The 17,790-nt window shown below is 37.6% G+C and carries 19 protein-coding genes; 12 read left to right on the forward strand and 7 right to left on the reverse strand.

The window, feature by feature from the left end:
• The first annotated feature begins 57 nt into the window (after window positions 1–57).
• The 5 genes from ACSBFT_RS00625 (at window position 58) to ACSBFT_RS00645 (ending at window position 3,327) form a co-directional block, all read left to right on the forward strand.
• The gene (locus ACSBFT_RS00625; RefSeq protein WP_489602857.1) at window positions 58–798 is read left to right on the forward strand and encodes a DUF2625 domain-containing protein; all 741 of its coding nucleotides are present in this window, start codon (window positions 58–60) and stop codon (window positions 796–798) included.
• An 84-nt stretch (window positions 799–882) separates the two neighbouring features.
• The gene (locus ACSBFT_RS00630) at window positions 883–1,923 is read left to right on the forward strand and encodes a GMP reductase (RefSeq protein ID WP_463044801.1); all 1,041 of its coding nucleotides are present in this window, start codon (window positions 883–885) and stop codon (window positions 1,921–1,923) included.
• Between the two features lie 15 nt (window positions 1,924–1,938).
• Window positions 1,939–2,436, forward strand: coding sequence for a GNAT family N-acetyltransferase (locus ACSBFT_RS00635; protein WP_489602859.1), 498 nt, complete (start codon window positions 1,939–1,941; stop codon window positions 2,434–2,436).
• A 150-nt stretch (window positions 2,437–2,586) separates the two neighbouring features.
• Window positions 2,587–2,907, forward strand: a complete 321-nt coding sequence (locus ACSBFT_RS00640) for a c-type cytochrome (RefSeq protein WP_463044803.1) — start codon at window positions 2,587–2,589, stop codon at window positions 2,905–2,907.
• A 117-nt stretch (window positions 2,908–3,024) separates the two neighbouring features.
• A complete protein-coding gene (locus ACSBFT_RS00645; protein ID WP_463044804.1) occupies window positions 3,025–3,327 on the forward strand; it encodes a DUF1330 domain-containing protein in 303 nt (100 codons plus the stop codon).
• Window positions 3,328–3,394: 67 nt separating this feature from the next.
• Here ACSBFT_RS00645 and rplI read toward each other — a convergent pair whose 3' ends face one another.
• From rplI to rpsF, 3 genes are all read right to left on the reverse strand, one after another.
• Window positions 3,395–3,853 carry a 50S ribosomal protein L9 gene (gene rplI, locus ACSBFT_RS00650; protein WP_463044805.1) on the reverse strand — a complete coding sequence of 153 codons (459 nt, stop codon included), beginning with the start codon at window positions 3,851–3,853 and terminating at the stop codon, window positions 3,395–3,397.
• A gap of 62 nt (window positions 3,854–3,915) precedes the next feature.
• On the reverse strand, window positions 3,916–4,170 hold the full coding sequence (gene rpsR, locus ACSBFT_RS00655; protein WP_463044806.1) for a 30S ribosomal protein S18: 255 nt from the start codon (window positions 4,168–4,170) through the stop codon (window positions 3,916–3,918).
• Between the two features lie 5 nt (window positions 4,171–4,175).
• Window positions 4,176–4,553 (reverse strand): 30S ribosomal protein S6, encoded by a 378-nt coding sequence (gene rpsF / locus ACSBFT_RS00660; protein ID WP_463044807.1) that lies wholly within the window; start codon window positions 4,551–4,553, stop codon window positions 4,176–4,178.
• Window positions 4,554–4,830: 277 nt separating this feature from the next.
• Between rpsF and ACSBFT_RS00665 the strand changes: the two genes are divergently transcribed.
• Together ACSBFT_RS00665 and ACSBFT_RS00670 are read left to right on the forward strand one after the other, a co-directional pair.
• Window positions 4,831–6,018, forward strand: coding sequence for a phosphoglycerate kinase (locus tag ACSBFT_RS00665; RefSeq protein WP_489602861.1), 1,188 nt, complete (start codon window positions 4,831–4,833; stop codon window positions 6,016–6,018).
• 208 nt (window positions 6,019–6,226) lie between these two features.
• On the forward strand, window positions 6,227–6,865 hold the full coding sequence (locus tag ACSBFT_RS00670) for a hypothetical protein (protein WP_489602863.1): 639 nt from the start codon (window positions 6,227–6,229) through the stop codon (window positions 6,863–6,865).
• 89 nt (window positions 6,866–6,954) lie between these two features.
• On the opposite strand, the gene ACSBFT_RS00675 is transcribed toward ACSBFT_RS00670, so the two are convergent.
• Window positions 6,955–8,118: an acetyltransferase domain-containing protein gene (locus ACSBFT_RS00675; RefSeq protein ID WP_489602865.1), complete on the reverse strand. Its 1,164-nt coding sequence runs from the start codon at window positions 8,116–8,118 to the stop codon at window positions 6,955–6,957.
• 217 nt (window positions 8,119–8,335) lie between these two features.
• Here ACSBFT_RS00675 and ACSBFT_RS00680 point away from each other — a divergent pair, with 217 nt between their 5' ends.
• On the forward strand, window positions 8,336–9,037 hold the full coding sequence (locus tag ACSBFT_RS00680) for a DUF4386 domain-containing protein (RefSeq protein WP_489602867.1): 702 nt from the start codon (window positions 8,336–8,338) through the stop codon (window positions 9,035–9,037).
• A gap of 340 nt (window positions 9,038–9,377) precedes the next feature.
• Here ACSBFT_RS00680 and ACSBFT_RS00685 read toward each other — a convergent pair whose 3' ends face one another.
• The 3 genes from ACSBFT_RS00685 to ACSBFT_RS00695 are packed head-to-tail and all read right to left on the reverse strand — an operon-like array spanning window position 9,378 to window position 11,377.
• Window positions 9,378–9,674 carry an EF-hand domain-containing protein gene (locus ACSBFT_RS00685; protein ID WP_489602869.1) on the reverse strand — a complete coding sequence of 99 codons (297 nt, stop codon included), beginning with the start codon at window positions 9,672–9,674 and terminating at the stop codon, window positions 9,378–9,380.
• A gap of 19 nt (window positions 9,675–9,693) precedes the next feature.
• Window positions 9,694–10,317 (reverse strand): DUF6702 family protein, encoded by a 624-nt coding sequence (locus ACSBFT_RS00690; protein WP_489602871.1) that lies wholly within the window; start codon window positions 10,315–10,317, stop codon window positions 9,694–9,696.
• Between the two features lie 37 nt (window positions 10,318–10,354).
• Entirely contained in the window at window positions 10,355–11,377 is a 1,023-nt protein-coding gene (locus tag ACSBFT_RS00695) for a YHYH protein (RefSeq protein WP_489602873.1), read from the reverse strand.
• A 166-nt stretch (window positions 11,378–11,543) separates the two neighbouring features.
• On the opposite strand from ACSBFT_RS00695, the gene ACSBFT_RS00700 reads away from it, so the two are divergent.
• The 4 genes from ACSBFT_RS00700 to ACSBFT_RS00715 all read left to right on the forward strand — a co-directional run bounded on the left by ACSBFT_RS00700 (window position 11,544) and on the right by ACSBFT_RS00715 (window position 17,749).
• On the forward strand, window positions 11,544–12,431 hold the full coding sequence (locus tag ACSBFT_RS00700) for a dienelactone hydrolase family protein (protein WP_489602874.1): 888 nt from the start codon (window positions 11,544–11,546) through the stop codon (window positions 12,429–12,431).
• A 357-nt stretch (window positions 12,432–12,788) separates the two neighbouring features.
• On the forward strand, window positions 12,789–13,325 hold the full coding sequence (locus ACSBFT_RS00705) for a Crp/Fnr family transcriptional regulator (RefSeq protein WP_489602876.1): 537 nt from the start codon (window positions 12,789–12,791) through the stop codon (window positions 13,323–13,325).
• Between the two features lie 48 nt (window positions 13,326–13,373).
• Complete coding sequence (locus ACSBFT_RS00710) at window positions 13,374–14,171, forward strand: DUF2306 domain-containing protein (protein ID WP_489602878.1); 798 nt, start codon at window positions 13,374–13,376, stop codon at window positions 14,169–14,171.
• A 152-nt stretch (window positions 14,172–14,323) separates the two neighbouring features.
• On the forward strand, window positions 14,324–17,749 hold the full coding sequence (locus ACSBFT_RS00715) for a ThuA domain-containing protein (protein ID WP_489602880.1): 3,426 nt from the start codon (window positions 14,324–14,326) through the stop codon (window positions 17,747–17,749).
• The last annotated feature ends 41 nt before the right edge of the window (window positions 17,750–17,790 follow it).

Consider the following 17,790-nt stretch of genomic DNA (forward strand, 5'->3'; position numbering starts at 1 on the left):
TTTATGAAGTGATTTTATAAGTTTATAGTATACTTTAACGCCAATAAAATAAAAAACATGAAATACTTCAAGTTCCTGGCTCTCTTTGTAGTAAGTCAAACTGCATTTAGCCAAATGAAATCGCTCGAAGAGCTGACTAGTCAAGAAGAGTCTAGTTGGCGATTAGTGGAAGAGTGGATTGGCAAAGCAAAAAATAACGTAGAAATTCTGGAAAGAGACTCTACCAAAGCAGATACAGCTCTATACCGATTACAAATGACCACAAGTTCGCTAATGGCTGCGGTAGTCTACGAATCAGGTGGAATATTGGTGGACAATGGCTGGATTAGAATTTTAGGTTCAGGTTCTGAAAAACTTAAAAGAAGTTTACCCGAATGGAATAAAGGAAAATCGTTTGATGAATATGGTGAAGGAATGCCTTATATTTTAATAGCAGATGATGCCGTAGGTGGGTTTTATGCTTTGAATGTTGGTCAGTTTGGCGATGAAGGTATAGGAAAGGTATTTTATTTCTCTCCAGATAATATAGCTTGGGAGTCGCTCGGAATTGAATACTCAGATTTTATTTATTGGGCTTTTACGGGTGATATTGCCCAGTTTTATAATGGGCTTCGCTGGAAGAATTGGGAAGAGGAAGTTATGGCGATGGGAGCAGATAAAGCAATGAGTTTTTCGCCATACCTTTGGACCAAATATGTTGACTTAGAAAAATTAAGCAGGAAAGCGGTGTCAATGAAAGAGATGTGGGAAATTCAAATGGTGATAAAAACTCAGTTAATGAATAAAGGGAATAAATAGTTAAACCGCCGATGTATATAAATGGCGTTTCAATTAGAAGTGAGCTTTTTTTATGTCATTTCAGGGTTTAAAAAAATAACAAATATGCGTATTGAAAATGAAATCAAATTGGGTTTCAAAGATGTGATGATCAGACCTAAACGTTCTACGCTAAAAAGTAGGTCTCAGGTGAGTTTAGAGCGTGATTTTGTTTTTTTGCATAGCCAGATTCCTTGGAAAGGCGTACCCATTATGGCCGCCAATATGGATACCGTTGGTACTTTTGAAATGGCAAAAGTATTGAGCGAACAAAAGCTTTTTACCGCCATTCATAAGCATTATGATGTGGAGGAATGGAATAACTTTCTTAAAAGCCAATCGGATGAGATTTACGATTTCATAGCCATTAGCACAGGTACGGATAAGACAGATTTTGGGAAGGTAGCGGAAGTTATAAAAGCGAATCCGAAGCTACAGTTTATCTGCATAGACGTGGCCAATGGTTATTCGGAACATTTTGTGAGTTTTGTGAAACAAACCAGAAAGAGTTATCCTGATAAGGTCATTATAGCTGGTAATGTGGTCACTGGAGAAATGGTGGAAGAACTCCTTTTAGCAGGAGCAGATATCATTAAAGTGGGCATTGGTCCTGGTTCCGTATGTACCACACGCGTTAAAACAGGTGTGGGTTATCCTCAGTTGTCGGCCATTATAGAGTGTGCAGACGCCGCTCACGGACTTGGTGGGCAGATTATCAGCGACGGAGGCTGTACTACGCCAGGAGACGTTTCAAAAGCCTTTGGAGCGGGTGCAGATTTTGTGATGCTTGGAGGAATGCTCTCAGGGCATGAAGAAAGTGGGGGAGAACTGATAGAAGAGAACGGGAAAAAGTACAAACGATTTTATGGAATGAGTTCCGCTTTGGCCATGAATAAGCATGTAGGCGGCGTAGCAGAATACCGAGCCAGTGAAGGCAAGGACGTGAAAGTACTGTTTAAGGGAAAGGTGAAAGACACGCTTCAGGATATTATGGGTGGAATAAGGAGCACCTGCACCTATGTGGGAGCTGCCAGATTAAAGGAACTGACAAAGAGAACCACCTTTATTAGAGTTGCTGAGCAAGAGAATAGAGTTTTTGAGGACTAATAAATGTAGTAGAAGGTGAAAGTTGAAATAAGGCCGCTAGAGCTATCTGATGTTTCTGATTTAGCTAACCTAGCCAATAATCAGAACATATGGGAAGGCGTGAGAGATTATTTCCCATTTCCCTACACAGAGAAAGACGCGGAGTGGTTTATTAATAATAGTTTGGGAATGCCCGTCAATGAAAACTTTGCCATTAATTACGATGGTGCATTTTGTGGTGTAATCTCTGCCAATGTTCAATCGGACGTTTATAGGAAATCTGCCGAGATGGGATATTGGATAGGTGAACCTTTTTGGGGAAAAGGAATAGCTTCGGAAGCGGTTAAGTTAATTACTGCTTATGCTTATGATCATTTAGGAGTAAATAGAATCTTCTCAAGCGTATTTGAATACAACTTGGCTTCCATGAAAGTCTTGGAGAAAAATGGTTTTGAGAAAGAAGGCGTTTTGAGAAAAGCTATTTTAAAGAAAGGTCAGCTGTGGGATGAGCATAAGTTTGCTAAACTTTGTTAAAGAATTTTAATTCCTTAACAGACTCTTAACAACTCAAATGCCTGTTTCGGCGTCTAATATATGAAAAGCGTTGGTATCTTTGAATCAAGTTTTTTGAATAAAGATTTATCAACCATATTTGCATCATAAAATATTAAAAAGTCTCTCATAATGAAAAAAGTATTAATCACCTTATTGTTAATCGGAAGTATCGCTACTTTGTCTCACGGTCAAACGCGTATTCCTCCTAACGTGCAGAAATTGCTTCAAAAAAATACTTGTTTAGCTTGTCATAATGCAGATAAGAGATTAGTAGGGCCTGCTTATAAAGAGGTTATGGCGACAAAGAAGTATAAAGCGGACGAAATTGTAGCTCTTATTTACAAGCCAAACCCTAAAAACTGGCCTGGTTACCCACCAATGGCTCCAATGACGCAGGTTCCTAAAAATGAAGCTGAAATCATAGCAAAGTGGATTGTTAGTTTGAAGTAAGTGGAAGCTTAGTCATAAATATTTGTCAATTGTCAGAAGATTGATATCGGAAGTCGGATGCTTAAATGTATCCGACTTTTTTATTTACTTTTATCCTAATCTAAGTTTCGGTTAAGCATGATATATATTACTCAGTTCATTTTCATAAAAGAGGGAAAGGAAAGCGTCTTTCTCGAATTTGAAAGCCATGTAATTCCTTTGATGGAAAAGTATAATGGACAAATGATGTATAGAATAAGACCTAGCAAGGAGTCTTTCATTTCTGGTGAAGAAGAACGGCCTTATGAAATTCATTTTGTCTCGTTTGAATCTCAGGAAGATTTAGGCAATTACATGGATGACGACAGTAGGTTGAAGTTTATTCATCTGAAAGAAGAGTCAATAAAATCTACTTTACTTATAAAAGGAGAAAAAATGTAAAGCAGGGCATAAAAAAAAGACGAACCTTTCGATTCGTCTTTCCTATTAAAAGCTTTTCTAGTACTTCTTAAGCTTCTGCTACTTTAGCTTCTGCCACTACAGAAACTTTTACATCATGCTTAACCTCTTTGTGAAGGTCAATGTTAGCCGTGTAATCTCCTACAGTTTTAACGTCTTCCATGGTGATTTTCTTACGATCCACCTCGAAGCCTTTAGTAGCTAAGAAATCAGAAACTTGGGTATTAGTAACTCTACCAAATATTTTACCAGACTCACCAGCTTTCATAACAATGGTAATAACCATTTCGCCAATGCCATCTGCAATATCTTGAGCAGCAGTTAATATTTTTTCTGCTTTGTGAGCAGCTTGTTTTAAATTCTCAGCAAGAATTTTTTTGTTTGACGAAGTCGCCAAAACAGCAAATCCTTGAGGAATAAGATAGTTGCGACCATAACCTGGCTTCACTTCAAGAACATCATTCTTGTAGCCAAGACCCGCAATATCCGTTTTTAATATAATTTCCATTGTAATACTTGATTAAAAATTTTAAAAGCGAAAAATCTAAACAGACTTTCTCTTGACTAATCTTATTTTAAGCCATCAGCTACATAAGGCATCAAAGCCAAATGTCTTGCTCTTTTGATAGCTACGGATACTTTTCTCTGGAATTTCAAACTGTTACCAGTTAATCTTCTAGGAAGTATTTTACCTTGCTCGTTTACAAATTTCAAAAGGAAATTTGGGTCTTTATAGTCTACATACTTGATACCGGCTTTTTGAAAGCGACAGTATTTCTTCTGTACTCTATCTTTACGTTCTACTCTTTCGTTTACTAATGACATAATGATTAAGCTTTTTGAGTTTCTTTAGGTGCATCTTGATTCTTCTTTCCAATTTTACCATTCTTACGTCTATCGGCGTAGTCAATGGCATGCTTGTCTAACTTGGTAGTTAGGAAACGCAAAATGCGTTCGTCACGCTTATATGCCAATTCAATGATTGCAACTATGTCAGTGCTTGCTTTGAATTCAAACAACTGGTAGTAGCCCGTTGATTTATGCTGAATGGGATATGCTAGTTTTCTAAGGCCCCAATGTTCCTCGTTTACTAACTCAGCTCCATTATCAGTCAGCACTTTCTTAAATTTATCCACAGCGTCCTTCATCTGAATCTCAGATAAAACGGGAGTTAAAATGAACACTGTTTCGTACTGGTTTTGAAACATGATAATTTGTTTGTTATTAATTATTTTCAAAAATGAGGTGCAAAAGTAAGACTTTTTTGCTTCTAAACAACGCTATTCGTAGATATTAATATGATTATTAAGTATATAGTAGAAGAGTGATAAAGGCAAATTAGAAATTTCTATACATTTATTTGCACAATACAAATAGAATTTGTGACAGAAGGGCAATTAGCCATAGCAATCTTGTACAAGATTCAAGCATAGAATTATATTTGCTATCCCGAATTTGAGTATAACAAAACAGATCTTATCCAATATGATAACACTAGACTCTTATGATTTTAAAGGTAAAAAAGCCTTAATACGTGTAGACTTTAACGTGCCTCTAAACGATCAGTTTGAGATCACCGATAACACCAGAATCAAGGCTACTATTCCTACCATTAAAAAGATTTTGGAAGATGGTGGTTCATGTATATTAATGTCTCACTTAGGAAGACCTAAAGATGGTCCTACTGAAAAAGATTCTTTAAAACACTTAGTACAAGCTCTTTCTTTAATTTTAGGCGTGTCTGTGAAGTTTGCAGATGACTGTATAGGAGAGCAAGCGGTTGAATTGGCTGGTAACCTTAAAGCAGGCGAAGTTTTATTGCTTGAAAATCTTCGTTTTTATCCGGAAGAAACCAAAGGTGATGTAGCTTTTGCAGAAAAGCTTTCTAAACTTGGTGATGTATGGGTAAACGATGCATTTGGTACTGCTCATAGAGCTCACGCTTCTACCGCGGTAATAGGTCAGTTTTTTAAAGACAGGGTTTGCGGATATGTGATGCAAGCGGAGATTGAAAACGCACAGCGTATTTTAGAAAAAGCAGAAAGACCTTTCACGGCAATTATGGGCGGTGCAAAAATTTCTGATAAGATTTTGATCATCGAAAAGTTGCTAGATAAGGTTGATAACCTAATCATTGGCGGAGGTATGACTTATACTTTTACTAAAGCCAGAGGTGGTAAAATAGGAAACTCTCTTTTGGAATCAGACAAGCAAGAGTTGGCTTTATCTATCTTAGAAAAAGCGAAAGAGAAAGGTGTTAATATCATCATGCCATTAGATAATTTAATAGCGGATAGTTTTAGTAATGACGCCAAAACCCAAGTGGTCAACAGAGGTGAAATTCCGGACGGCTGGGAAGGTTTAGATATCGGACCGGAATCTGCTAAGTTATTTGCTGAAACCATCAAAACATCAAAAACTGTTCTTTGGAATGGTCCTATGGGTGTTTTCGAATTTCCTAACTTTGCCCATGGAACAAATGCAGTTGCGAATGCTGTGGTTCAGGCTACAGAAGAAAACAATGCATTCTCATTGATAGGCGGTGGAGATTCTGCCGCTGCTATTAATAATGCAGGTATGGGTGAGCGTGTATCTTATGTGTCTACCGGTGGTGGTGCATTATTAGAATATATGGAAGGTAAAGTATTGCCAGGCGTAGCGGCACTTAGCTAAGAATTTAGATTTATGTCTATATCAAAAGTCGACTCAGAAATGGGTCGACTTTTTTATTATATGGTGATGGATTAATTAAGCGGTTTGTTAATGTCCTTGTTGTTAGCTAGTTAATTCGATTTTAGTTTTTGATGGTAAGATGTTCGGTCGGTTTCCTATTGGAAATAAAACATTAACTTAGATACCAATCAATCAAAATAGCTAAATAATGAAAAATAAGATTTACGCTACCTTAATACTTTCTTTCCTTATTTTATCACTGCATGCTCAAACCTCTGATCCTATTTTAGGTGTTTGGGAAAGAGCAGACGGATATTCTTTTGAGGTAAGAGAATCCTTTAATACGAAATTGGAAGGTTTTATAGTTGAGGTTGGTCCTTTAAAATCATATGGTTATAATGATGGGGAAATGGTTGTAGTTTTTAAGAAAGTAGCTTTTAATTCATACATGGGACAAGTTAAGGTGAGAGGGACCATAGGAGAGTCTGAATGGGTTGATAGAAGTTTCGCGTTGGAAAATGATATTTTGATTCAAAAAGAAGGCAGTAAAGTAATAAACACTTATAAAAGGAAATTTAAAGCAAGTAAAGCCTGTCCTAACTTCTTAGGGATAGGGAAATTGGTTGGAATGTTAGAAATGGGTACACTCCATGGTTATGACAATAATTGGATAGTTGGTACCATAGACTATGCGATAAGCCATGTACGGTCTTCTGGCTGCCTCAGCGATGTTTACCTTCTAGGTCTTCGAGGGCGTGTTTTAAATACTACTGATAATCGACAGTTTTACAATGAAGTACATAATTATTCACTTTCTCTTGATTCAGAAGTACTAAAGTGTTTTTGAAATCAAAGTTATATATAAAAAGTCGACTCAGTTCCAATAACTATCGGAAGGGTTGACTTTTTAGTTTTCAGCAAATGCATCAATTTACTTTACAGATAAGTCAGCCACCATTTGTCTCTATTGTTTCGCTTGTAATTATCATACCATTTGCATAGTGGGTATAGACCTATGATTAGCAAAATCCAAATGCCATAAACAACCCAGAGGTTAAAGCCATAACCTTTAAGCTGTGGCTCTTCTGTCACCCAAACACTTATAATCATGTCTGAAGCTTTAAAGCCGCTTAAAGCAGCCGCTATTACAGCAAAGAAGTGTATGGTATAGATATGAATGATATAAAAGAACATGGGCACTCGGCCTATAATAACAAGTTTCTCAGAGTTCCATTTCTCTGCAAAAGCCAAAAAGATGATGGATGGTCCTAAGGTGATCAATAAATAGAGTAGGGAAGGCGGATACTTGGTCACATTAAAAAACGACATGAGACTCTGTCCAAATGTTTCATAAGCCATCCAAACTTCTGGGTCACCATAAATATTAATAAAACGCAGAATGAAAAACAGTAAGGTTATAGAAATACCTAATTGTAATAGTTTTTTTGTTCTGATTTCAGATGTCACTTTTGGGAGGTAAAGTTCACCAAAATAATAGCCAAGTGGCATAACAAATATCCAAGGTATCAATGGATATACGGAATAAATATCAAAGGGGCCGAAATTATTCATGCTATAAACATGAAGTATATCCCAGATGAAACTTAGCTGTCGACTAGCGGGCTGAAATGTGTCAAAGTAATTATGTCCAAAAACGGCAAGAAGACAAAGGGCAATCATAAGCTTCTTTGGAATATGGATAAAGCCAGCCAAGAAAATCATGGAAACACCTAATATCCAAATGACCATGAGCAAGATCATGCTAAAGTCTAATTTGAACATCCATGCTAATTTTATAATAATAAGCTCTACGAAAATTAGCCAAATACCTCTTTTCAAAAGCCAAATAGAAAGCTCTTTTTTGTTCAGACGCTGTCCTACAAAGAAAGCCGAGGTACCTGCTAGGAAGATAAATACAGGGGCACAAAAATGTGTAATAAACCGAGTGCTAAAAAGAGCAAGGTTGGTTTGAGAAATATCTGTTGGTTCAAAGAAAAAAGCATCATAATGAAAGTAGTCTCGCACATGGTCTAAAGCCATGATGACCATAACTAGTCCTCGTAAAAGGTCTATAGATTTAATCCTTTTGCTGTTTTTCATGGTTAATTAGGCTAGGGTTGGCAATGTTCCTTTTAGGAAAATCAGTCTAAATTAAAGAAACTGGCGTTGGAGAACTTTTGTAAGGGCTTATAAAACGTTTTGTTTTTATTAAACGGTTATTTCACCCGCTTGTCTTTTATTGGTTTTACGTAGCGTTTACAAAGACGCAACCTCCACCTGATTACTAGCATCTTGTAATGAAAATAACTTTTATTTTATGAATTTGACGCTTACCCAAAATCGGCTTGCTAGACTTGCTGGTCTTACTTATTTAGGACTTATTATTACAGGTGTTTTCAGTTTAATGTATATCCCTAATCAATTAATAGACTGGGATAATGCTGCAAAAACAATGGAAAACATAAAAGGAAATTTGGTGCTTTTTAAACTCAGTATAGTTTCTGGTTTGTTGATGGCTTTGAGTTTTTTGATGCTGGCAATCGTATTGTATAAGCTCTTTGTAAAAGTAAGTGCTACTGCGGCCGCTTTATTAGTGCTTTTTGTGGCTATAAGTGTATGCTTGTCGTTTTCAGATATGGTTCACCGCATGGATGTTTTGACGCTTTTAACAAAACCAGCATATTTAAATCAGCAAAATCTTCAAACGCAGATTATGCTCCATTTAGAATCTTATAGAAACGGAATTCATGTTAATTCTGTCTTCTGGGGCTTATGGCTTTTTCCTTTTGGTTATTTGGTTTTTAAATCTGGATTCTTGCCCAAAGTTTTAGGTATATTCTTAATGTTAGGATGTTTAGGGTATCTGGTGGAGTTTGTAGGAAATTTGTTTATGGAAGATTATTATATAAGTCTTCTATCTGACATAGCGAATTTACCTTCACAAATTGGGGAGTTTGGAATATGTCTTTGGTTAGTTATAATGGGTTCTAATTCCTTTCGTTTATCAAGATCTAAATAGTGACTTTGAGTAGCCATTTTACATTATTTTGTTTTATGTTCTGACCTTTTGATGAAGGGATTATCTTTATATATTGAAATATATTTAATTTTGTTTAACAATAATTATCATCTTTGATGGAATTTTAAACTAAAAGATCATGGCTAAAAGTAAAGACGCACAAAAGAGCGTAAAAAAAGAAGCAACAAAAACTCCTAAAGAGAAGAAAGAGGAGAAGAGATTGAAAAAGCCTAAATACGATTAATCTCTAATAGTATACTAAAAGCCCAAGGTTTCTTTAAGATTCCTTGGGCTTTTCAATTTTAGATGACTTCTGGTAAACCGGATTAACTTCCTAAGGTTAATTTCTAGGAGGTCCTTGAGGTCTTCCTCCTCCAGACGTTGGTCGGTTGGGTTTAGGAGCTTTATTGAATTCTTCTTTTGAAATCAACCCATCATTATTAAGATCTATTTTTGAGAATTCTTGACTTAAAGGTCCCTTTACTTCCGTTTTAGAAAGGTATCCATCTTTGTTAGCGTCCATTTGTGTGAACATCTGTTCCGCTTGTTGATTCATTTCTGAACCCTTATTTTTCTGCGTGCTTTTGCAGGCTCCCAATGCGATTAATGCAAGGAAGGCTATTTTTGATTTTGTCATTTTTCTAGTTTGTTTTTATTTATTGATGTTGAACAATGGCGACATTCCTTTTCTGATATAGCTTATAACCGACTAAAGTCATTAATGCGATTGCAAAACCCATGCTAAGGAATTTCCATATTTTAGGAATACCCATTTCGGTATCTGTCACTATTATCCATTTATTAGATTCGGTGGTCAATTCTAAGGTATGTTCATTGCCGTTATTTAATAAGAATTGCTTTTTCTCAAAACCATTCTTTAATATCATTAAGGCTCCCTGATGGTGATGAATGTCTTTAAAAGAACTGTTTTTAACAGTTATAGAATGAAGCTCTGCGGGCATTTCTGCCACCTTAAAAAGGATTTGAGTTTCATGTCCTATCTTAATCATGTCTGCGTATAGCTTTAAGGTGTTAGTACCATTGGCAGTGAGCTTTAGATTGTTTCTAACATGCTCTAAAGCTAGTTTTTCAAACTCCTCTTTTGTTTTATAGGCGTTTTCTCCAAAGGTTTTTTTTACCTCGTATTCCAGAGCAGAAGCAGAGGAAGTAACTCTTAAAATCCACTCGTTATTTTCGTTTTCTACCAACATAGTAGCAGAAACATCAGGTTGGTGAGCCCATGTCAGCATTGGTATTGAGATAAATAACCAAATGAGCATCTTTCTGAAGGTATTTTTTGTTTGTTGAAACTTCATGTTAATTGGCGTAAGCACCTTTTAGGCAGTTGAAGAAATTGTTTGTTCCAGGAGAAGAAACATGGTAATGGTAACCTCTTGTGCTATCGGTATGTCCACGGCATTCGTCTAGGTCGGCTGGTTCTAAACCATCTTCGTTTAATTGTTCATAAATACCATGACCGTCCATTGCGTAACCTATCATGGCTGCATGGCCATCGGGCTGATTAAACTTGGTGGTTTTACCTGTAGAGGTATGGTAGTGATATCCTGCATTTAGGTTTATATGTCCGCCGGCATCATCAAAAGGAGCAAGTGTATAAGCACCTAGAATAGCGTCTGTAGGAGCAGGAGCATCAAAAGGAATACCATTAAATGCAACGCCACGTGCTGCTAAACCACCACCTACTACTCCACCCGGAGGAGGTCCGCCTACGCCATCTGCTGGTGGGTCTCCTGCTGGAGCTCCTCCCGCGGGTGCTGCTCCTGCAGTCCCAAAAGAAGTCGACTGTGCTGTCATTACTGGAGTTTTAGGGATAAGGTAAGTCTGACTTACGTTAGAGATGTAAGACGGTAAACATTCTACACAGAAATTGGCGTATTCCGCACCTACATTTGGATTGGCGGCATTATTACAATCTTCCAAACTTGCTGTTTTATAAATTTTGCCATTGGCATCATACATTTTCCAAGTATTATCATTGTAGAAAGTCGCCATGTTTTTCACGAACTCCCCGTCAACGTCGTATAGGTTTCCACCTTCCAGCCAAATTCCACCTGCATCGGCATTGTCTGTTATATTGCTAGGGCACCATGGTCCCATTTCGTGGTCAGATGCCAAACCATTTGAAACTATTTGATAACACTGCGAACTAGAGCCGTCTGATAAAATGCAGTCTACAAGACTTACTGAAATGGCATCATTCAAAAAAAAGGAGGCATCTACATCGTGTGTTGTTTCACTTGGATCCAAATCAGAATCTGTGGTTTTGCAGGATGTTGCCAATAACATTAGAGAGAATATGGCACTTATGAATATCTTCATATTTTGTTTTTTGTTGTTGTTCTAGTTCTTGGATGAAAAGGCAATAGAAAACTTGCTCTGTTTTGAGATATTTTATCATAAAAAAGAAAATAGAGCGGGATTTAAATGCCTATATATTGTCTTATTGCTTGGAAATCATTATCTTACTTATATAAATAAAAAAGCTATGAGTGAAATAAAAAAAGAAGATATCAAACAGGAGATTTTTGATCTTTATGATGATTACGCCCATAATCGTATAGACCGAAACGGTTTTATGAAACAATTAGCTACCTATGCGGTGGGTTCTGTCACAGTGGCCTCTCTAATGAGTTTTCTGATGCCTGACTATAAAGGGCAAATTCAAGTTTTAAAAGATGACCCAAGAATAAAATCAGGATACATTACCTATAAATCGCCAAAAGGTGGAGGAGAGATAAAAGCATTATTATCTATGCCGTCAGATGCTAAAGGCGTTTTAGGTGGCGTAGTGGTGGTTCATGAAAATAGGGGTTTGAACCCTTATATAGAAGACGTAGGCCGAAGAGCAGCCTTGGCTGGTTTTGTGTCTATAGCACCAGATGCTTTAACACCATTGGGTGGATACCCTGGAACAGATGATGAAGGCAGAACAATGCAAAGTAAAAGGGATAAGAATGAGATGTTGGAAGATTTTATGGCTGCAGCTGATTTTCTTAAAGGACATGAATCCTGCAATGGAAAGGTAGGCGTAGTAGGATTCTGCTTTGGCGGTTGGGTGTCAAACATGATGGCAGTTAAATTACCTTATTTGGCAGCCAGTGTACCTTTTTATGGCGGGCAACCAGATGCAGAAGATGTGCCACAAATTAATGCACCGCTACTTCTTCACTATGGAGAGCTAGACACAAGGGTAAATGCGGGTTGGCCAGATTATGAAGTGGCCTTAAAAAAACATAGAAAAGGGTATAGTGCTTTTGTTTATCCAGGAGCCAATCATGGTTTTCATAATGATACCACCCCTAGGTTTGATAAACCCCAGGCGGATTTAGCATGGAAAAGAACCGTAAATTTCTTTAAAGATAAACTGGCCTAGATAGAGTGGTAAGTCCAAAGCGGGTTTTTGAAAGCTGTGCTTTGTTCAAATAAAGCAAAATGAAATGGCATTATCATTAACGATTCAACTTATACCAATTTTCAGCCGCTCTTCGCTTTAGAATTATAATGATATTTAAGACAACCTTTTATCTATCAAATACTCCACTGATGTATTTGATAGATATAGTTTCCTACAATTGACCCATTTTTATGGAGGTACTGTGTTAGGGAAATTTTTTTGACACATTTTGCTGGCAAGCGTATTGAGTCAAATATGTCTTAGTGTCAAATAATAATATGGAGCATTATTTTCAAACCTTTTTTAATTACATCGCTGTAATCCATGATTTACCAGATGCGGATAAGGCTAATATTCGGAAGTATTTTAAATGCGTTAAAAAAAACTAAAGGAAGTCTGGTAAGCAAAGCTGGTGAAATACCAACGTATCATAATTTTATAGTTTCAGGTTATTTGAGAAATTATCATGTGAATGATAAAGGAGAGGAAATTACGGTGGATCTGAATGATGGCCCACGTTTTTTTACATCTTATTTTCATTTTGCCAATCAAACCATCTCCAAGGAAAACGTAGTATGTCTCACAGATAGTGAATTGCTTCAGATCACGCTTCCCGAAATTGGGATTTCAGCTGCCGAGTCGCTCACGCAACAAAGATATTCTGTGAAACTTTTTCACAAATTGTTAGCGGAAAAACAGGAGCAAGTCAATGACCTAGCAGTACTTTCTGCCGAAGAGCGGTACCTTAAGCTCATGAAAAATAGACCTAATATGATTCAAAATGTACCTCAAAAATACATTGCGTCTTATCTGGGCATCAAACCAGAAAGCTTAAGTAGAATTAGAAAGGAGATCGTAAATAACAAATGTTAAGGAGTTTTGCTTTTTCTGGGAATTAGCTTTGAGGAAAAGCTATTACAAATGAAAAAGAAAATAAATGCAGACAAGCTGCTAAACTACGCGGCCAGTTTTTGGTTTACCACTGCCGTTTTAGGTCATTGGATTTTTGCATACTACGTATTTTCATTTTACGGAATTTCTGGCTTCAAAGGCAATTTCGAAAAATGGAATGAAATAATGTCTGGCGGGCATAGGGTAGGAGAGCCCATGGGAAATATAGCCGTGGCCCTTCATGTGTTTTTTGTGGTTGTGGTTATGATAGGCGGCCCACTTCAAATACTCTCCAAAATGAGACAAATAGCTCCTAAATTTCATCATTGGAATGGACGTATATATATTACTGCGGCTTATATATTGGCCATTAGCGGCATTTATATGCTATGGACTAGGGGTTCTGTTGGAGGCATCTGGCAGCATTTAGGTACCAGTAGTAATGCCCTCTTTATTGCCTTGGCCGCCACACTGACCATTAAATATGCAATGGCTTGTGAAATTAATAAACACCGTAAGTGGGCTCTTCGCTTATTTCTTTCCATGGCTGGCGTCTGGTTTTTTAGAATAGGCCTGATGCTTTCCTTTATGCTTTACCAAAAACCATTTTTTTTCAATGCTGAAACTTTTATAGGGCCATTTCTTTCATTCTTGGCCTTTGGTCAATATCTGATACCATTGGCAGTATTAGAATGGTATTTTTATGTTCAAGAAAAGGCAAAAACATCAGGAAAATATTTTATGGCTATAAGCCTGATTATACTCACCATTTTTACTGCATTAGGCATATTTTCAGCAGCTATGGGCATGTGGTTTCCTAGCGTTTAGCTTTCTTAGAGTGCTTTAAGTTATCTTTCTTTGAATGGTCGTGGAGTTTGGTCGTTACGCCGAATCTCAGTTTATTATGCGTAAATGAGTGTTAAACGTCCCGAATTTTATCCTTATTTTGGTCATACCTATTGAAGTAACCTATTGATAAAATGAAAAAACTTAAGCTTTTAGTACTCATTCTTTGTATTTCCTTTTCGAGTTTAGCCCAAAACCAACCCAGTGTATTAATTTTTTCTAAAACAGCAGGCTATAGGCATGGCAGTATTCCTTTTGGAAAAAAAGCCATTGAGGAACTTGGGCAGGAGAATGGATTTAAGGCAGACTATACCGAAGATTCTGAGTTTTTTAACGACGCCAATCTTAGTAAGTATGCCGCCGTAATTTTCAATTCTACCACAGGAGATGTTCTAAATAATACACAGCAAGCCGCTTTTAAAAGATATATACAGGCAGGTGGAGGTTATGTGGGTATTCATGCTGCCGCAGATACCGAATATGGCTGGCCATGGTATGGGGAGTTGGCAGGAGCATATTTTTCTAGCCATCCAAACAATTCTAACATCAGAGAAGCCACTGTAAATGTGGTGGATAAATCGCATCCTTCTTCGCAGCATTTACTTGACAAATGGGTGCGGACAGACGAGTGGTACAGTTATAAAAACATCTATCATGATCTTAAAGTATTGGCATTTTTAGACGAACATACTTATACTGGAGGTACCAATGGTGCTAATCACCCAATTGCGTGGTATCATGAATATGACGGTGGAAGAGCCTTTTTTACTGGAGGAGGTCATGTAGAGACATCTTTCGAAGAGCCGGCTTTTAGAAAGCACTTACTGGAAGGAATAAAGTATGCCATGGGAAAGAATGTGAAGCTAGATTATAAAAAATCCTATGCAGAAACCATCCCAGAAGAAAATAGATTTGAAAAGACGGTATTGGTGAATGATCTTAATAACCCTATGGAATTGGCCGTTTCGCCGGATGGCAAGGTGTATTTTACGGAGTTAGCAGGTAATTTTTCTGTTTATAACACGCATACTGAAGCGTATAAATTGATTCATCGTTTTCCGTTAACCTTAAAGGGAGGTACAGGTTTAATGGGCATTACCCTAGACCCAAACTTTATAGATAATCGTTGGGTTTATTTATATTATTCGCCGCCAATTGAGGGTGAGCCAATCGACTTTAATTTATCGCGTTTTACGCTTACGCACAATGACGAATTGGACTTGGCTTCAGAAAAGATATTTTTAAAAGTACCTGTACAAATCAATAGTGGAGCACACCATGGTGGCTCTTTGGCTTTTGACTCTAAAGGCGTTTTAGTGCTCTCTACAGGCGACGGAACTACGCCTTTTCCATCGGATGGTTACTCGCCTTTAGATGAACGCTCAGATCCGGAAAGTTACCCAAAAGATGCACAACGTGGAACATCAAACACCAATGATTTGAAGGGTAAAATACTTCGAATTATACCACACGCCGATGGTAGTTACAGTATTCCACCTAATAATCTTTTTCCTGTTGGCACTGCCAAGACTAAGCCTGAAATCTATGCCATGGGCGTTAGAAACCCATATAGGTTGGCGGTAAATCCAATAACCAACACGGTTTATTGGGGCGAAATTGGTCCAGATGCTGGAAAAGATTCTGATAGAGGACCTAAAGGATATGATGAGTTTAACCAGGCCAAGGAAGCTGGTTTTTTTGGTTGGCCTTATTTCATTGCCAACGACATCCCTTATGCCGATTGGGATTTTGAAACTGAAAAGCCAAGGGGGAAATATGACATTAACAATCCTGAAAACAATTCGCCGAATAACACAGGATTGATAAAGTTGCCAAAGCCAAAGCCAGCCATGATTTATTACCCTTACGGTCTGTCTGATAAATTTCCAGAGCTAGGCATAGGTGGAAGAAGTGCCATGGCCGGAGAGTTTTATACTTATGATGCTAGCGTTGAAAACCCAAATAAAATTCCTAAATATTATGATGGGGGTTTGTTTGTTTTTGAATGGATGCGAAACTGGATGCGTGTCATAAGATTTGATAAAAATGAGGATTATCTAAGAAGTGAAGCCTTTATGCCTACTGTGGGCGATTTTAGAAGACCTATAGACTTGGCTTTTGGTAAAGATGGAATGATGTACGTATTAGAGTACGGGTCTGTTTATGGAGCAGATAATAAGGATGCCAGATTAGTTAAAATTGAATATAATGCTGGCAACAGAAAACCGGATCTTGCTGCTCAAATTTTGGATTCTGTTGGACTTGCTAAGGAAAACTTACAAGTTTTTCTTACTTCCGAAAAACGTCAGCTGCCTATTAGAAAAAGTTTGGCAGGAAAGGCACCACTCCGTGTCAATATGATGGGCAGGGCCACAGATAAAGATTTTGGCGATAAGCAAAGCTATAGTTGGTTTATAAATGGTCAGAAGGTGGACCATTCTGCCGTCATGTTTAATGAAACCTTCGAAAACCCTGGAGAATATGAAATAGTGATGAAAGCCACAGACCAGGGTGGCTTATCGGATACGGATACGCTTCATGTTTCTGTGGGTAACGAACCGCCAATAGTGGAAATAGCAAGTAGTCAAAATCGCTCTTTTTTCTGGGACGATTCCAATTTTGATTATCAAGTGAAAATTTCGGATAAGGATGGGAAAAGTGTAAAAATGAAAAACATAAAAACGGTGTATAATTACAGCCCAACACCGAAAGCTCCCGCACCAGATATTTCTGGTGGTGCTCAGATAAAAACTAACTTAAGTCCAGGTTCTGTTGGTAGAACATTGATAGAAGGCAGCGACTGCAAAGCATGTCATACCATTTCTGAGGTGTCTGTGGGGCCGTCATTTGCAGCTATTTCGGCTAGGTATAAAGACGATAGAAGGGCTGTGGGGAAATTAGCCACCAAAATAATAGAAGGTGGAGGAGGAAACTGGGGAGAAACGCATGTGATGAGTGCTCACCCGCAAATTTCAGAACAAGATGCTCGTGAAATGGTGAGTTATATCTTTTCACTTTCAGATCCTAATTTAGAATTTAAGTCCGTTATAGATTCGGGTTCTTTGCCGCTGCTGGCTCATAAAGATTATGATACCAAAGGTTTTTACACTGTAAAAGCGGAATATACAGACAAAGGCTTCAAAAAGGCCGCACCACAAAAAGGTACCGACGAACTAAATTTAAGATATAATGAACTAAGGGCAATGGATGCAGACATGCACCCAGGTTTTGTTTTTGACTGGGGAATGTTACAAACAGGAGGTTATAAGGCCTATTTGGTTTTTAAAAATATTGACCTTACCAATATTAAAAGCATTGGTGTGGAATATGGTTCTAAGGAGCTTTCAGGGGCTATTGAGGTAAGGAAAAACTCTGTAGGAGGGTCAATTATTGGTGTTATACCTTTTGAGCCAACGGGCGATTTCGGTAAAATGCAATGGGCAGATGCCAAAATGGAAAATGTGGATGAGGAGTTTCAAAACCTCTATTTCGTGGTATATAGAAAAGAAGAACCTTTTGAGGATGTGGTGAGACTGAAGTCTGTAAGGTTTAATAAATAGATTTAATTTGACCGCAAGGATAAGGTAATGCATGTTAAAGT

Source organism: Arcticibacterium sp. SM2516 (assembly GCF_057914865.1).

What these genes read in the sequence shown, in the direction of transcription:
- ACSBFT_RS00625 (WP_489602857.1), top strand. Translation starts at nt 58, where the DNA reads ATGAAATACTTCAAGTTCCTGGCTCTCTTTGTAGTAAGTCAAACTGCA.
- ACSBFT_RS00630 (WP_463044801.1), top strand. Translation starts at nt 883, where the DNA reads ATGCGTATTGAAAATGAAATCAAATTGGGTTTCAAAGATGTGATGATC.
- ACSBFT_RS00640 (WP_463044803.1), top strand. Translation starts at nt 2,587, where the DNA reads ATGAAAAAAGTATTAATCACCTTATTGTTAATCGGAAGTATCGCTACT.
- ACSBFT_RS00645 (WP_463044804.1), top strand. Translation starts at nt 3,025, where the DNA reads ATGATATATATTACTCAGTTCATTTTCATAAAAGAGGGAAAGGAAAGC.
- rplI (WP_463044805.1), bottom strand. Translation starts at nt 3,853, where the DNA reads ATGGAAATTATATTAAAAACGGATATTGCGGGTCTTGGCTACAAGAAT.
- rpsR (WP_463044806.1), bottom strand. Translation starts at nt 4,170, where the DNA reads ATGTCATTAGTAAACGAAAGAGTAGAACGTAAAGATAGAGTACAGAAG.
- rpsF (WP_463044807.1), bottom strand. Translation starts at nt 4,553, where the DNA reads ATGTTTCAAAACCAGTACGAAACAGTGTTCATTTTAACTCCCGTTTTA.
- ACSBFT_RS00665 (WP_489602861.1), top strand. Translation starts at nt 4,831, where the DNA reads ATGATAACACTAGACTCTTATGATTTTAAAGGTAAAAAAGCCTTAATA.
- ACSBFT_RS00670 (WP_489602863.1), top strand. Translation starts at nt 6,227, where the DNA reads ATGAAAAATAAGATTTACGCTACCTTAATACTTTCTTTCCTTATTTTA.
- ACSBFT_RS00675 (WP_489602865.1), bottom strand. Translation starts at nt 8,118, where the DNA reads ATGAAAAACAGCAAAAGGATTAAATCTATAGACCTTTTACGAGGACTA.
- ACSBFT_RS00680 (WP_489602867.1), top strand. Translation starts at nt 8,336, where the DNA reads ATGAATTTGACGCTTACCCAAAATCGGCTTGCTAGACTTGCTGGTCTT.
- ACSBFT_RS00685 (WP_489602869.1), bottom strand. Translation starts at nt 9,674, where the DNA reads ATGACAAAATCAAAAATAGCCTTCCTTGCATTAATCGCATTGGGAGCC.
- ACSBFT_RS00690 (WP_489602871.1), bottom strand. Translation starts at nt 10,317, where the DNA reads ATGCTCATTTGGTTATTTATCTCAATACCAATGCTGACATGGGCTCAC.
- ACSBFT_RS00695 (WP_489602873.1), bottom strand. Translation starts at nt 11,377, where the DNA reads ATGAAGATATTCATAAGTGCCATATTCTCTCTAATGTTATTGGCAACA.
- ACSBFT_RS00700 (WP_489602874.1), top strand. Translation starts at nt 11,544, where the DNA reads ATGAGTGAAATAAAAAAAGAAGATATCAAACAGGAGATTTTTGATCTT.
- ACSBFT_RS00705 (WP_489602876.1), top strand. Translation starts at nt 12,789, where the DNA reads ATGCGGATAAGGCTAATATTCGGAAGTATTTTAAATGCGTTAAAAAAA.
- ACSBFT_RS00710 (WP_489602878.1), top strand. Translation starts at nt 13,374, where the DNA reads ATGAAAAAGAAAATAAATGCAGACAAGCTGCTAAACTACGCGGCCAGT.
- ACSBFT_RS00715 (WP_489602880.1), top strand. Translation starts at nt 14,324, where the DNA reads ATGAAAAAACTTAAGCTTTTAGTACTCATTCTTTGTATTTCCTTTTCG.